Genomic DNA, 13,281 nt, shown 5'->3' with positions numbered 1-13,281 from the left:
CGCGTTCAGTGTCCCGGCCTGGTCGTGCTGACGGCTAGCCGATGGGCCGGTCCTTGTTCTCGTACAGCATCAGGTCGAGGGCGATAGGCGCGGCCACCACCAGGATCCGCAGGGGGTCGGGCAGGGGGGGAACATCCGAAGAGACCCCCGCCTTCAGGCGGGGGAGGAATCGACTTCTGCGGAGAGGACAAGGACCGGAGATCCGCCGCTACGACGGATCTCCGAAACCCGGGCGCGGCCTGCAGGCTGGTGCCAGCGTCTGTGCTGCCTGACCGGTGGAGACAGACCAAGCTGGCCGGGCCTTGCTGGTCGAGCGGCTGAAACACAGGACGCCCGGCCGCGTGCAACAAGATCGATCCCGCGTACATCTCACAGCGTTGCTGGCGTGCGGAACCGGGGATCGGGAGGCACGCGAGAGCCAAGCGTGTTTCCGGTGCCGGTCCTGCGGCTACGCCGGCAATGCCGCCGATGTGAACGCGGCCACGCAACATCGCCCACGAGACCAGACTCAGGCTCGTGGGCACGGCGGCCGGACCGGCCGTCGCTGCGCGGGGACGCTCCGGGTCGCCGGGGCGGACGAACCGCGAACCTCAACCCCTGCTCCTCTCCTGAGGCCACGGGTTGGAATCCCCCCTCGTTCACGAGGGGGAGGAGGTCAAAGGGGTGCATCGTGCCGAACCGGTGACCGCGGCGGCAGGACGGCAAAAGGGGGCGGTCCCAATGGGACCGCCCCCTCAGTGCCGTTCACCCGACACGGGGCGTGGACCGCTCGATCAGAAGTCCATGCCGCCCATGTCCGGGGCGCCTCCGCCGGCGGCGGCCGGGGTCTTCTCCGGCTTCTCGGCGATGACGGCCTCGGTGGTCAGGAACAGCGCCGCGATCGAGGAGGCGTTCTGCAGCGCCGACCGCGTCACCTTGGCCGGGTCCAGGATGCCCGCCTCGAACATGTTGACGTACTCGCCCGTGGCGGCGTTCAGGCCCTCACCCGGCGTCAGGTTGCGGACCCGCTCCACCACCACGCCGCCCTCCAGGCCGGCGTTCACCGCGATCTGCTTCAGCGGCTCCTCCAGGGCCCGCTTGACGATCGCGGCACCGGTGGCCTCGTCGCCGGACACGTCCAGCTTCTCGAAGGCCGGGATGCCCGCCTGCAGCAGCGCCACGCCGCCACCGGGGACGATGCCCTCCTCGACCGCGGCCTTGGCGTTGCGCACCGCGTCCTCGATCCGGTGCTTGCGCTCCTTGAGCTCCACCTCGGTCGCCGCACCGGCCTTGATCACCGCGACACCGCCGGCCAGCTTGGCCAGCCGCTCCTGCAGCTTCTCGCGGTCGTAGTCGGAGTCGGTCCCGTCGATCTCGGTGCGGATCTGGTTGACCCGGCCCGCGATCTCGTTGGCGTCGCCCGCACCGTCCACGATCGTGGTCTCGTCCTTGGACACCACGATCTTGCGCGCACGGCCCAGCATGTCCAGCGAGGTGTTCTCCAGCTTCAGGCCCACGTCCTCGGAGATCACCTGCCCGCCGGTCAGGGTGGCGATGTCGCCGAGCATGGCCTTGCGGCGGTCACCGAAGCCCGGGGCCTTGACGGCGACGGACTTGAAGATGCCGCGGATCTTGTTGACGACCAGGGTGGCCAGGGCCTCGCCCTCGACGTCCTCGGCGATGATCAGCAGCGGCTTGCCGGACTGCATGACGCCCTCGAGGACGGGCAGCAGGTCCTTGTTGGCCGACGCCTTGCCCTGGACGATGAGGATGTAGGGGTCCTCCAGGACCGCTTCCATCCGCTCGGGGTCGGTGACGAAGTACGGCGAGATGTAGCCCTTGTCGAAGCGCATGCCCTCGGTGAGCTCCAGCTCCAGCCCGAAGGTGTTGCTCTCCTCGACGGTGATGACGCCTTCCTTGCCGACCTTGTCCATCGCCTCGGCGATCATCTCGCCGATCTGCGGGTCACCGGCCGAAATGGACGCCGTCGAAGCGATCTGCTCCTTGGTCTCCACATCCTTGGCCAGCTTCGACAGCTCTTCGCTGACCCGCTCCACCGCGGCCTCGATGCCGCGCTTCAGCGACATCGGGTTCGCACCGGCGGCAACATTGCGCAGACCCTCACGGACGAGAGCCTGGGCCAGGACGGTCGCCGTCGTCGTGCCGTCACCGGCGACGTCGTCGGTCTTCTTGGCGACCTCCTTGACCAGCTCCGCGCCGATCTTCTCCCACGCGTCCTCGAGCTCGATCTCCTTGGCGATCGACACACCGTCATTGGTGATCGTCGGAGCGCCCCACTTCTTCTCCAACACCACATTGCGACCCTTGGGACCAAGGGTCACCTTCACGGCATCGGCGAGCTGATTCATCCCGCGCTCCAGACCCCGACGGGCCTCCTCATCGAACGCGATCATCTTTGCAGCCATAGGCTCCAGTCCTCCCGGAACAAGACGGCCTGATGGATCGAGCCGACGCCCGCGACGGACGACCTCCCCGACGACTGCCATTCCGCCGCCGGACTGAGGCCTCGTCGCCTCGATCCAGACTGTGGGATTGTCACTCTCCACAGTAGAGTGCCAACCGTTTTTTAGCACTCTACCCTGTCGAGTGCAAGCGGCAACCATCGTCACCAGGGGATACCTCGTCCACCATGCCAGACTTGCCCTGACCTGGGGCGGAACCGTCCGGTGCCCCGGAGGGCAGCATAGCCACCGAGTGCCCGGCCCGAGCCGCCACGTCGGCCGCCGGAACGCCGCCGTTCAGCCACAGCGTCAGGCGGGCATGCCGGAGGTCATACGGTCGCTTCGCGAGGGGCGTCTTGAGCTGGGCATCAGTGAGCACGAGCCCGCCGCCGCACGGATTCGTCGCTGACAGGGGCGAGCCGGTTCCCACCGCTGGGCACGGAACAGCCGCCTGTCTTCCGCCGTCCGAACCCTGCGACGTGCGTGAGGAGGATTGCCACCAGCTCCGGTGAGGCCGGGACCGGCCGCTTCGTGTCCTCGTCGCGTGCCTTGAGGCATCGCGGAGTCAAGAGGGCGGCGTGGGCGCCGGTCTCCAGCGGCGCGCGGCGCGCCGCGCATCGGCGCCGCCCCGGCTCGTCGCCCGGCTGACCGGCGGTCACGGGGGCGCGCCACCGCCCGGCAGAATAGGGCCATGACCTGGCGATTCTGGGGGGCTGGGCTGGAAGGGTGCGGTGCCCCGCCGCCGCTGGGGACGCGGTGGTCCGGTTCACGGGCGGCGATGTCGCTTTGCCTGGTCGCGCGTGCGCTGGAGCCAGGCCGTGGGATCGGCGTCGTACTCGCGGCAGGCGACCCGCCAGCACGCCAACTCTCGCGCGATGTGGGCGTCTGGATGGACGTAGCGCCCTCGGCCTCCATGGCCGATCATGTTCGGCGCCTCAGGTGTTGCGGTCATGTCGAAGCCGTGGAGCCGGAGCAAAGCGCTCCAGACCATCGGGTCCGTGACGGTCGCGTGCTCGCCCTCCACCCACTGGAGCGTCCAGGCGTGCACCGCTTCCCGAGTGGCCGACCCGGTCGTCAAGGCGATCCATCGGGCTTCCACCTCGGTCCGGGAGGGAGGGGCGATGCCGTCCATTGGCCAAGCTTCCCAGGCCGCTGGTCCCTCCGGTCTTCGCGTCGCCCTGGGACGACGCGAAGACCGGAGGTCACGCCCGCGGGATCAGGTGTCGTTGGCGGGCTGGGTGTAGGCGCGGCCGTCCAGGGTGGTCGTCAGCGTGCCCGTGGCCTGGAAGAAGTTGGTGAGGACGTCGATGGTCAGGTGGAACCCGTCGGGGCTGGACTTCTTGGTGCCGTGCACCCGGCCGTCCCGGCCCGTCTGGACGAGGTCGGAGTACCAGTCGACCTTGTTCAGGGTCGGGGTGGGGTTCTGGACCCCCACCTTCTCCGTGCCGTTGAGGATGCGGGCGCCGTCGTCGGAGTAGTTCGTGTAGCTGACGGCGACCGTGCTGATGATGGTGCGGCCGGCGTTCTCGGTGATGGTCACCTTGGCCGAGCCGGACTTCTTGCCCTTCAGGGTGTAGGTGCCCTGCGGCGGGTACGGCCGGGCCGGGGTCGGGCTGCCGGGGACGTACGGCGTGCCCCACGGAACGGTGTCCGAGATCGGGGCGACGGGCTTCGGCCGCAGCGGCGTGCGGCTGGTGAGGCGGGCGATCATCATGCGGGCGGTCCGTCCGCCGGGCGCGGTGGACGGCCGGCACGGGAGCGGGTTGTGGCCGCCGCAGGCGGGCGGGACGGTGAGCGCCTGCCAGTACACGATGCTCGTGCCGTCGGGCGACCACTTCGGATCCGCCCTGCCGTTCCACTCCGGGTCGTTCACGCTGCCGGGGCTGCCGTCGCCCGCCGCGTTGATCCGCTGGCCCTGGTAGGAGCCGCGGTCGCCGTACCGGTCGATGAGGTAGGGCTGGAAGAACCGCCGCTGCCCGTTGTTGCGCGTGGACGAGGTGGCGCTGGTGGTGATCAGGTCGGTGACGGGCGGGATGCCGCGCATGCCGGCCAGGAACATCTGGCGGTCGGTGCCGCGGGTGTCCATGACGGCCGTCCACCGGTCGTCGGGTGAGATGTCGACCGGGTCGACGTACTCGGGGTGGGCGGTGAGCCGGCGGACCTTGCCGGTCTTCAGGTCGGCGGCGAAGACGTCGATGTTGGACGACTCGCCCGGGTACCCGACGTAGGTGACCTCCCGGCCGCTGCCGGAGAAGCCGCGCAGTTCGCCGACCGTGATGGCCTCGGGGTTGATCCGCAGCCGGTCGGGGTGGCGGGGGTCGACGCTGACGGGCTGGGTGTCGGCCGGGTCGAACAGCCTGGTGACCTTGACCAGGTCGTAGCGCGGGGCCCGCGGCGTGCCCGTCTCGGGCGCGGGGTTGAACTTCAGGCGGGCCAGGTAGCCGTACTGGTTGAACTTCCCGTTGGTGACGGTGGCGACGTTGAAGCCCAGGTGGACGTTGTCGGGGTGCAGGCGGAGCTCGCGGATGCTCCCGCCCGGCCCGGAGCCGTCGGGGGTGACGTTCCAGCGGATGGGGTAGATGTGGGTCCGCTCAGGGGTGCACGCCTGGCTGGTGAGGCGGTGCGGGCCGCAGTCGATGATGTTCGTGCCGGCGAGCAGGCGCCTGCCGTCGTCGAAGGTCTGGGGGTAGTCCATCGCTTCGCTGCGGCCGACCGCGTTGCCGTCGGGCACCCCGCAGGTGACGCACTTCCAGGCGTCGCCGCCCGGGAAGGTCGTCCCGTCGGTCTTGACGATGATCAGCTGCCGGCCGGTGTAGACGCTCGCCGGGTCGGGCGCGGCGGGTGCGCCCGCGAAGTCCACGGTGGCGGTGACGTGCCTGCCGTCGGGCAGGAAGTCCCCCGACTGGAGGTCGACGGAGCGGCCGATGCATCCGGTCCGGTGCGGGTTGAGCGCGGGGGTGCACGCGCCTTCGCCGGTGGACGGCGTGACCGGGGGCAGCGGCAGCTCGGTGACCTTGATCGGTTCGGGCTTGGGAGCGGGCGGGCTGACGGGCCTGCCGTTGCCGGTGGCCGCCGCGGGCGCCGCGTCGACGGGCTGCCAGGCCGCGCCGCCGAGGGTCAGCGCGCCGGCCAGCAGCACGGCCGCCCAGCCCCGTGACCACCTGGTTCTTCGGCTCGTCATCGTCAGGTACGGCATGAGCACGTCCTCTCAAGGGGGGGTGGTGAGTGACCGCGGTCACACGGCGCGAGCCCAAAATAGAATCGCAATTCGGAATTCGCCTGTCAAGAACCCCGCTCTCGGTGGACGAGAACGCCATCCCGCCCAGTCCGGGCAGGGGGGAGCGCCCGGCGGGTACGCCGCTTCGCGATCCCGGTGATCTCGCGCGGACGTAGACTGCGCGCATGGAACTCAGAGACGCTGCGGGCATGCTCCTCGCGGAGTCGGCCGCCCATCCGGAGCTGCTCCGGCTCTCGCGGCACGCCTACGACGAGCTCGCCGCCGGACGCGCGGTCGACCACACCGTGCTGTCGGAGATGCTCCGCGAGGGCGCGCGCAAGGACGTCTACGGCGTGCTCAAGCGCAAGTACGGCGAGCAGGCCTTCGAGAACATGGTCATGGTGCTGGCCCGGGAGGTCGACCGGCAGGCTCCGGTCGTCGTCCGGCGCTGACCCCGGGCACGGCGAGGGCCCGGCTTCGGGGAAGAAGCCGGGTCCCGCGCGCTCGATCTATCGCCGGTCAGATGGTGCGCACGGACTCCGCCTGCGGACCCCGGTCGCTCTGCGTGATCTCGAATTCCACCCGCTGCCCCTGCTCGAGGCTGCGATAGCCGTCCATCTCGATGGCCGAGTAGTGGACGAACACGTCCCGGCCGCCGTCCACCGCGATGAAGCCGTAGCCCTTGTCCGCGTTGAACCACTTGACTGTGCCCTGCGCCATCAGCAAAACCCGCCGCTCGTCCGTGGCCCCCGGCCACGGTTGATGCTTCGGACCGACGCCCCTTCTACCGCGCGGCCCGGCGAAACCTCGACCGCGTCCCCACCGTTCTCGAAGGACCGTGACGGAGGTCGACGCGGCGTGATCGGGGTCGACCATATAGGCGCCGTGATAGGGACGACAGCCCTTATGACCGAAGACCGGACGGCCGGTAATGGTCACCGTGCGAGGCGCGTACGAGAGGGCGGACTTCCTCCTCCAGACGCCGGGATATCCGTATCCCGTAGCGGGTCTCCAGCCGGTCCCTGGCGCGTACGAATCGGTCGGCGGCCTCTTCCAGGGTGAGCGGAAGCGGCCGGATTCCCATCGGTTCGAGAAGGTGCCGGTTCATTGTGAGGAGTTCTCCACGGACGCGATCGGTCATTCCGTGGTAACGCTTGCTCACCAGCCACAGTGACCAGTCCCAGAAATGGGAATCGATCGCCGCGAGGGTGTCGGGACCGACCCGCCACGGCGGATTCCGGCTGCGCGCCACGTCCGCGAAGAGGAGATCGACCTTGACGGGGCCGGGAAAGATCAGCAGATAGGACTCGCAGTCGCCCAGCGGATCCCATTGGGCCGCGAGCGGACCGTGGGGCGCGACGATTCCGGGGAGATCGGCCGCCACTTCACCGAAGTCCTCGGCGACGACGCGGAAGTCCCAGTCGGACGCTTCGGTGGCGGTGCCGCGCGCCCGGGACCCGATGGGCTCGATCACGGCCACCCCGGGATGCGCCCCGACCGCTTCCGCGATGTCCTCCGCAACTCCCATGCCAACCCTTTACCCGGCCTAGCAGGACAAAAGCCCCCTTTCACGGGTGTTCTCGGAGAGCGACGACGATCGCCACCCGGGCACACCCGTGAAAAGGGGCCTCAGAAGTACGGCATTAGGGGCTTCCCGTTCGGGAGGCCCCCCCACCGGTCAGCCGCCGGCGACGGCCGGGATGATCGAGACCTGGGCGCCCTCGGGGGTCGGGGTGTCCAGCCCCTCGGCGAACCGCACGTCCTCGTCGCCCACGTACACGTTGACGAAGCGCCGGATCTTGCCGTTGTCGTCCAGGACGCGGGCCGCGATGCCGGGGTGGTTGGCCTCCAGGTCGGCCACCACCGCGCGCAGCGTGGCGCCCTCGGCCTTGACCTCGGCCTCGCCGCCGGTCAGGTTCCGGAGGATCGTCGGGATCCGCACGGACACGGTGCTCATTGCTGGCTCTCCAAGATGCTCTCTGGATCGGACAGGACCTACGACGACGGTACGGCGGGTCAGGCGAGACCCGAGGCGCGGAACGCCTCCAGCGACGGCGCGATGTTGGCGCTCGGCCCCACCTCGCCGGAGATGGCGTCCAGCGTCTTGAGCCCGTCACCGGAGTTGATGATGACGGTCTCGGCGGACGGGTCCAGCGCGCCGCTCTCCACCAGCTTGCGCAGCGTGGCCACGGTGACCCCGCCCGCGGTCTCGCCGAAGATGCCCTCGGTGCGGGCCAGCAGCCGGATGCCCTCGACCACCTGCGCGTCGGTGACGTCCTCGACCGCGCCGCCGGTGCGCCGGACCACGTCCAGCACGTAGGGGCCGTCGGCCGGGTTGCCGATCGCCAGCGACTTGGCGATCGTGGACGGCTTGACCGGCCGTACGACGTCGTGCCCGGCCTTGAACGCCGCGGACACCGGGTCGCAGCCGGCGGCCTGGGCGCCGAAGACCTTGTACGGCTTCTCCTCGACCAGCCCGAGCTTGATCAGCTCCTGGAACGCCTTGTCGATCTTGGTGAGCTGGGAGCCGGACGCCACCGGGACGACGATCTGGTCCGGGAGCCGCCAGCCGAGCTGCTCGGCGATCTCGTAGCCCAGGGTCTTGGAGCCCTCGGCGTAGTAGGGGCGCACGTTCACGTTGACGAACGCCCAGTCCTCCTGCTCGCCGGCGATCTCCGAGGCCAGCCGGTTGACGTCGTCGTAGTTGCCGTCCACGGTGATGAACGTGCCGGCGTACACCGCGGTGGTGATGATCTTCTGCTGTTCCAGGTCGGACGGCACGAACACCGCGCTGCGGATCCCGGCCCGGGCCGCCGCCGCGGCGACCGCGTTGGCGAGGTTGCCGGTGGACGGGCAGGCCAGCACCTTGAAGCCCAGCTCGCGGGCCGCCGCCAGCGCCACCGCGACCACGCGGTCCTTGAACGAGTGCGTCGGGTTGCCGCTGTCGTCCTTCACCCAGAGCCGCGACAGCCCCAGCGACTCGGCCAGCTGGTCGGCCCGGACCAGCCGGGTCAGGCCGGGCTCGGTGTTGGGCGTCTCGGCGACGTTGGACGGCACCGGCAGCAGCCCGCGGTAGCGCCAGATGTTGCGCGGCCCCGCCTCGATGCCCTCGCGGGTGACTCCCCCGAAGTCGTAGGAGATCTCCAGGGGGCCGAAACACTCCTCACAGGCGTAGAACGGGCCGAGCTCCCTGCTGTGCCCGCATTCGCGGCACGTCAGGGCGGTCGCTGGGCCGAGGTTCACGGAGGGGTCGCCGGAGCGGGCGGAGTTCGTGCTGGCAGGCGTGAGTGCCATGGAGCGAGGCCTTTCTCCCCATCTTCCCTGTGCCACCTTGGTCACAGGCCGGAGTTGGCACCATCTCCCGGTCGGCCCCGCAGGATCGCGAGCGCGTACGAACCAGGTGGTTGCCGGGGCTTCGCAGGGCCGGTCCCTCCACCCCTCTGGATGAGCGTTATGAAGTTGTGTGGGGCTGAGCTGGAAGACCGGCCCTTTGGCCACTGTGCTCCCTGCACCCCTCTGGTTGAGCGTTATGAAGTTGTGTGGGGCTGAGCTGGAAGACCGGCCCTTTGGCCACTGTGCTCCCTGCACCCCTCTGGATGAGCGTTATGAAGTTATGGGTTATGGATACACCAGAACCCCACCACCGACTGGGCGGTATCGGGTTCTCTGCGTGACTTTACATGATCTGACCGGTTGCCAGACAGGCGGGTCTCACCCGATGAGACGTTACCCGGCCTCGACCTTGATCATTCTTCTCTTTGACCTTGATCGCCCGTCCGGGGGGTCAGCCGACGGGGCGGCGGCCCCGGCGGAGGCGCGCCCGGTGGCGGCGGGCCGCCTCGGCCCGGGCGGCGGTCGTGGCCTCGCTCTGCGTCGGGTCGAGGAAGACGTGCCGGACGATCGGGAGGTCCTCCTGGAGCCGCCGGTCGATCTCGCCCGCGATGTCCTCGGCCTCGTCGGCGCTGATCTCGTCGGAGAAGTGCACCTTGGCGGCCACCAGCACCTCGTCCGGGCCGAAGTGCATGGTGAACAGCTCGTTCACGCCGGTCACGCCGGGCGCCGAGGCGATCTCGGCGCGGATCCGGCGCTGGGTCTCCGGCTCGACCGACTGCCCGATCAGCAGGTTGCGGCTGTCGCGGCCCAGCGCGAACGCCACCACGACCAGCAGCAGCCCGATCATGATGGAGGCGAGGCCGTCCCAGAACACCGAGCCGGTGATCTCGCGCAGCGCCAGCCCGGCGGCGGCGAACGTCAGGCCGATCATCGCGGCGGTGTCCTCGAACAGCGCCGCCTTGAACGTCACGTCCGGGGTCCGCCGCACGTGCTCCACCAGGTCCCGGCCGCTGTCCCTGGTCTCCCGGCGGGCCTGCACGTACGCCCGCAGCCAGGAGGTGCCCTCCAGCAGCGCCGCCAGTCCCAGCACGGTGAACGCCAGCCAGACGCTCTCCCCGCCGCCGGCCTCGTGGCCGGTGATTGTCAGGACGCCCTCGAAGATCGAGTAACCGGCCCCCGCGACGAAGATCCCGAACGCGGCCAGCAGCGACCAGAAGTAGCGCTCGTTGCCGTACCCGAACGGGTGGCGCCGGTCGGGCGGGCGCGCGCTGCGCCGCAGCGAGGCCAGCAGGAACCCCTGGTTGAGGGTGTCGGCGACCGAGTGCGCGCCCTCGGCCAGCATGGCGCTCGACCCGGACACGACTCCGGCGAGCAGCTTGGTGACGGCCAGGATGAGGTTGGCCGTCCCCGCGACGAGCACGGTTTTGGTGGTCTCGGACCTGCTCATCCGCGACCGGTACCCGACGGCGCGTCGGTTAACCGGCGGCCCGCGGCCTCCCGTGGCCGCCCGCCGAAGTACCCGGCGGGCGACATGGTGGTTTCCTCCGGGCCACTTTGATGGGCGCGGTTCGCAACTGAGACCCTGCCGGTATGAGCCAAGTGCTGGTGGCGTCGAACCGGGGTCCGGTGTCGTTCTCGCTGTCGGACGACGGTGCGCTGACCATGCGGCGCGGGGGCGGCGGGCTCGTGTCGGGGCTGGCCGGCGTGACGGAGGCGGGCACCGCGACGACCACGGACGGCGAGAAGGCCCCCGAGGTGCTGTGGGTGTGCGCGGCCCTCGGCGTGGGCGACCGCACCGCCTCGCGCCGCGCCCCGGACGGACGGCTCGACCTGGCCGGGCACGACGTGGGCCGCGCCGCCGTGCGGATGCTCGACATCCCCGCCGCGACCTTCGACCGCGCGTACAACGGCGTGGCCAACGCGACGCTGTGGTTCGTCCACCACCTGCTGTACGACACCCCCAGCGCGCCGCACTTCGACGCGAAGGCACGGCGCGACTGGCAGTCGTACGAGGCGTACAACGCGGCCTTCGCCGACGCCCTCGCCCGCGACGCCGCGCCCGGCGCCAAGGCCGCGATCCAGGACTACCACCTGTCGCTGGCCCCGCGGATGCTGCGCGACCGGCGGCCCGACCTGAGGATCGTGCACTTCTCGCACACCCCGTGGGCCCCGCCCGAGTACTACGGCCTGCTGCCCGACGGCATCGGCGAGCGGGTGCTGGACGGCATCCTGGGCGCCGACCACGCGGCGTTCCTGTGCGACCGGTGGGCGGAGGCGTTCCTGGACTGCTGCGCGGCGCGGCTGCCGGGCGTCAAGATCGACCGCGCCGCCCGTACGGTGACCCGCGGCGGCCGCACCACCACGATCGGCGTGCACGGCCTGGGCGTGGACGGTGAGTCGCTGCGGCGGCGGGCCGCCGAGCCGGACGTCGCAGCCCGTTCGCTGGCACTGCGCGAGCAGGTCGGCGACCGGAAGCTGATCGTGCGGATCGACCGGACCGAGCTGTCGAAGAACATCGTCCGGGGCCTGGCCGCGTACCGGGAGCTGCTGGTCGACCACCCCGAATGGCGGGGCCGGGTCGTGCACCTGGCGTTCGCCTACCCCTCCCGGTACGACCTTCCCGCGTACCGGGAGTACACGGCGGCGGTGCGGCGGACGGCCGCGCGGATCTCCGAGGAGTTCGGCACCCCATCCTGGGAGCCGCTGATCCTCCAGGTGAACGACGACTATCCGCGCTCGCTGGCGGCCTACGGCCTGGCGGACGTGCTGCTGGTCAACCCGATCCGCGACGGCATGAACCTGGTCGCCAAGGAGGGCCCGGTCGTGTCGGAGCGCGGCTGCGCGCTGGTGCTGTCACGGGAGGCGGGCGCGGCGGCCGAACTCGCCGGCGACGCGCTCATGGTCAACCCGTACGACGTGTCGCAGACCGCCGAGGCACTGCACCGGGCCCTCCTCATGCCGGGCGAGGAGCGCGCCGCGCGCTCCCGGCGCCTGGCGGACGCGGCGACCGCGCTTCCGCCGCAGCGCTGGTTCGCCGACCAGCTCGCCGCCCTCGACTGACCCCTCGCGCTACGCGAAGCGGTCGGGGACACGTGGGGCGGGTATGCGTGGGGCGGGGACGGCCGGTGCTTCTGGAGCGCGGGGCGCGGGCACGAGCGGCGCGGCGGCCGCCGGAGGCACCTGCGGGCCGGTGGCCGCGGGAAGCAGGCAGCGGACCGGGTTGGGTTCGCGGCGGCGCCGCCTGCGCTCCTGCAGGTCGGCCTTGCGGTGCGCCAGCCTCCGATGCGCGCTGATCTTCGTGAACGTGGCGAACTGCCTGGCGGACGGGCGGCACGCCTCGTCGCCGGGCTCGTAGCCGTACTCGGCGAGCCGCTCGCCGAACGCGGCCTCCGCCAGGCCCGCCTCCCACGGCTCCAGCCGTCCGGCCCAGGCGCCGACCCGGGCCGTGCCGACCGGCGACAGGGTCAGGTCGTGCCACACCTTCTGGCTCGGGACGACCCACGGCGCCGGGTCCTGCGGCTCGATCATCGCCGGGTGGAAGTCCTCGCCGAGGAACTCGCACAGGCTGGCCAGCTCCTCCACGGGGTCGGCGACGAGCCGCTCGTACTGCAGCTCGTAGTAGGCGTCGGGGCCGAGCCACGCGGCCAGCCCGCGGCCCGCGTCGATCGCCTCCCGCCACATCGCCACGGCGTGGTAGACGTCCTTCCGGAACCAGGGCATCTCCTTGAGCGAGGCCACGCAGTCCCGGCCGTCCCGGATGAGATGCACGAACTGGGCGTCCGGGAACAGCCGCAGCAGCGTGCCCGCGTACCGGACGTGGCCGGGCCGCTTGTCGCCCCAGCGCTGCCTGCCGAACCGGCGGGCGTACGCGCGGAACACGATGCCCAGCGCGGAGCCGAGCGTGGGCGGCCCCTCGACGATCTCCTCGGTCACCGCCGCCGCGTCCAGGCCGAGATCGCCGAACCGGCCCGCCTCCCGCCCGGTGATCCACTCCGCCAGCGCAAGCCTGTTGTCCCTGTCCTCCAGGTCACCGAACTCGCACCGCGCGGTGTAGGCCGCGAGCAGGAACCGGTTCTCCGCCGGGATCGCGATCCGCGGATGGGAGTGCAGCATCAGCTGGAGCAGCGTGGTTCCGGATCGGGGACATCCGATGACGAACACCGGCCGGTCGGACGGGCCGTCCAGGCCGAGGCCGCCCGGGAACGGATCGTCCAGGCCCAGGCTGCTCATGCCTGCCGTGGTTGAGGAGAGCATGAACGCATGCTGGCGGACGCCCCGGCACCCCGTCCG

The 13,281-nt window shown here is 70.8% G+C and carries 11 protein-coding genes and 1 riboswitch; of the genes, 2 read left to right on the top strand and 9 right to left on the bottom strand.

Features of this window, described 5'->3' with window-relative positions:
* Window positions 1-773: 773 nt before the first annotated feature.
* The 3 genes from groL to ACZ466_RS25830 all read right to left on the bottom strand — a co-directional run bounded on the left by groL (window position 774) and on the right by ACZ466_RS25830 (window position 5,637).
* Window positions 774-2,405, bottom strand: a complete 1,632-nt coding sequence (gene groL / locus ACZ466_RS25840) for a chaperonin GroEL (protein ID WP_464043965.1) — start codon at window positions 2,403-2,405, stop codon at window positions 774-776.
* 802 nt (window positions 2,406-3,207) lie between these two features.
* The gene (locus ACZ466_RS25835; protein WP_378288252.1) at window positions 3,208-3,573 is read right to left on the bottom strand and encodes a hypothetical protein; all 366 of its coding nucleotides are present in this window, start codon (window positions 3,571-3,573) and stop codon (window positions 3,208-3,210) included.
* 84 nt (window positions 3,574-3,657) lie between these two features.
* Window positions 3,658-5,637 carry a TolB family protein gene (locus ACZ466_RS25830; protein ID WP_378288251.1) on the bottom strand — a complete coding sequence of 660 codons (1,980 nt, stop codon included), beginning with the start codon at window positions 5,635-5,637 and terminating at the stop codon, window positions 3,658-3,660.
* Between the two features lie 206 nt (window positions 5,638-5,843).
* Between ACZ466_RS25830 and ACZ466_RS25825 the strand changes: the two genes are divergently transcribed.
* Window positions 5,844-6,110 carry a hypothetical protein gene (locus ACZ466_RS25825; RefSeq protein ID WP_378288250.1) on the top strand — a complete coding sequence of 89 codons (267 nt, stop codon included), beginning with the start codon at window positions 5,844-5,846 and terminating at the stop codon, window positions 6,108-6,110.
* Window positions 6,111-6,177: 67 nt separating this feature from the next.
* On the opposite strand, the gene ACZ466_RS25820 is transcribed toward ACZ466_RS25825, so the two are convergent.
* From ACZ466_RS25820 to ACZ466_RS25800, 5 genes are all read right to left on the bottom strand, one after another.
* Window positions 6,178-6,378: a cold-shock protein gene (locus tag ACZ466_RS25820; RefSeq protein WP_378288249.1), complete on the bottom strand. Its 201-nt coding sequence runs from the start codon at window positions 6,376-6,378 to the stop codon at window positions 6,178-6,180.
* A 184-nt stretch (window positions 6,379-6,562) separates the two neighbouring features.
* On the bottom strand, window positions 6,563-7,132 hold the full coding sequence (locus ACZ466_RS25815; RefSeq protein WP_378288248.1) for a hypothetical protein: 570 nt from the start codon (window positions 7,130-7,132) through the stop codon (window positions 6,563-6,565).
* A 204-nt stretch (window positions 7,133-7,336) separates the two neighbouring features.
* Window positions 7,337-7,615: a MoaD/ThiS family protein gene (locus tag ACZ466_RS25810; RefSeq protein ID WP_378288247.1), complete on the bottom strand. Its 279-nt coding sequence runs from the start codon at window positions 7,613-7,615 to the stop codon at window positions 7,337-7,339.
* Between the two features lie 59 nt (window positions 7,616-7,674).
* Window positions 7,675-8,952, bottom strand: coding sequence for a threonine synthase (gene thrC / locus ACZ466_RS25805; protein WP_378288246.1), 1,278 nt, complete (start codon window positions 8,950-8,952; stop codon window positions 7,675-7,677).
* 15 nt (window positions 8,953-8,967) lie between these two features.
* A riboswitch (SAM riboswitch) is annotated at window positions 8,968-9,109 on the bottom strand.
* Between the two features lie 333 nt (window positions 9,110-9,442).
* Window positions 9,443-10,438, bottom strand: coding sequence for a cation diffusion facilitator family transporter (locus ACZ466_RS25800; RefSeq protein ID WP_378288245.1), 996 nt, complete (start codon window positions 10,436-10,438; stop codon window positions 9,443-9,445).
* A gap of 143 nt (window positions 10,439-10,581) precedes the next feature.
* Between ACZ466_RS25800 and ACZ466_RS25795 the strand changes: the two genes are divergently transcribed.
* A complete protein-coding gene (locus ACZ466_RS25795) occupies window positions 10,582-12,051 on the top strand; it encodes an alpha,alpha-trehalose-phosphate synthase (UDP-forming) (RefSeq protein ID WP_378288244.1) in 1,470 nt (489 codons plus the stop codon).
* 9 nt (window positions 12,052-12,060) lie between these two features.
* Here the strand turns inward: ACZ466_RS25795 and ACZ466_RS25790 are convergent, their stop codons facing one another.
* Window positions 12,061-13,221, bottom strand: coding sequence for a sulfotransferase family protein (locus tag ACZ466_RS25790; protein ID WP_378288243.1), 1,161 nt, complete (start codon window positions 13,219-13,221; stop codon window positions 12,061-12,063).
* Window positions 13,222-13,281: the final 60 nt, after the last annotated feature.

Source organism: Actinomadura rugatobispora, assembly GCF_055379765.1.
The sequence above is the reverse complement of the archived record's forward strand: the minus strand, read 5'-3'. Positions and strand labels throughout refer to the sequence as shown.